The sequence below is a fragment of the Dietzia sp. NPDC055343 genome (assembly GCF_053645265.1).
Genome location: NZ_JBSHMJ010000172.1, coordinates 1 through 1,060, shown reverse-complemented (window position 1 = coordinate 1,060; position 1,060 = coordinate 1). Strand labels below are relative to the sequence as shown.

2 protein-coding genes are annotated in these 1,060 nt (G+C 68.8%); both read right to left on the bottom strand.

The annotated features are described in order from the left end of the window. Positions 1 to 14: 14 nt before the first annotated feature. Positions 15 to 578, bottom strand: coding sequence for a DUF1648 domain-containing protein (locus tag ACWIE7_RS19460; RefSeq protein WP_454058452.1), 564 nt, complete (start codon positions 576 to 578; stop codon positions 15 to 17). A gap of 53 nt (positions 579 to 631) precedes the next feature. Beyond that, positions 632 to 1,060: ATP-grasp domain-containing protein (locus ACWIE7_RS19455; RefSeq protein ID WP_454070373.1), on the bottom strand; the 429-nt coding region annotated here is incomplete at its 5' end.

Sequence of the window (1,060 nt, the reverse complement as noted above, 5' to 3'; positions counted from 1 at the left end):
CGCTCAACGCCTGCTCAGAGCACATCCTGTTCGGCGTAGCGGCCACCGGCGTACATGCGGGCCAACACCGCGAACAGTCCTACGCCGAACACCGCGAGCGAGCCGTACAACACCCCGTTCGCCATGGAATCCGACTCCGCCCGGGCGGTCATCGTGATCCCCACGTCGATCGCCACCAGCAGAGCCAGCGTGAGAACCGTGATCAGCCACAGGTCCTCCCGCATCAGCCGCTCGAACCTGCGTAGTCGTGGGCCGGATGTAATCCACCAGTCCCGATTGGGCGCGTTGATGGCCTGCGGCCAACGCAGCACCAGTCGGGCCAGCGACGGCAGCGGGATCACGCACAGCAAGGGGATCAACACCGAGAACGCGAGCGCGCCGTTCTTGCTGGACCAGCCGTCTGCCCGGCCGGAGCCGTCGAAGTGGGTGGGGACCCGGTCGGGCAGGACCATGAACTGCCAGATCACCACCGCCAGCCAGACCGCCACCGCGACGATCGCCAGCACACGGATCCACGGTGCAGTGGGCTCACGCGGCAGGTCGCGGGCGTCGTCGATCGGCGAACTCGTCGTCGTCATATGTCGGACCCCTCGGGCACAGTCTTCGCCATGATCAGTACCGCACGCGGCACCTACTTCACCACCCGCACGTGCGACGCGGCCTTGCGGGCGCGCTCGCGGGCGGTCTCGATGTTCTCGGCGGTGGCCACCGCCACGCCCATGCGGCGGAACTCGCTGGTCGAGGGCTTGCCGAACAGGCGGAGGTCGGCTTCCGGCACAGCCATCGCCGCGGCCACGCCCGTGAAGCCCACCCCATCGGCGTCCATCCCGCCGTATATCACCGCGGACGCGCCCGGGCTGGACATCGTCGTGACGACCGGCAGGCCCAGCACTGCGCGGGCGTGCATCTCGAACTCGCTGAGCACCTGGCTGCGTAGCGTGACCAGACCGGTGTCGTGAGGTCGGGGGCTGACCTCGGAGAAGTACACGTCGACGCCCTTGACGAAGAGCTCGACACCGAACACGCCGACCCCGCCGAGCGCGCCCGTGATCCGCGCCGC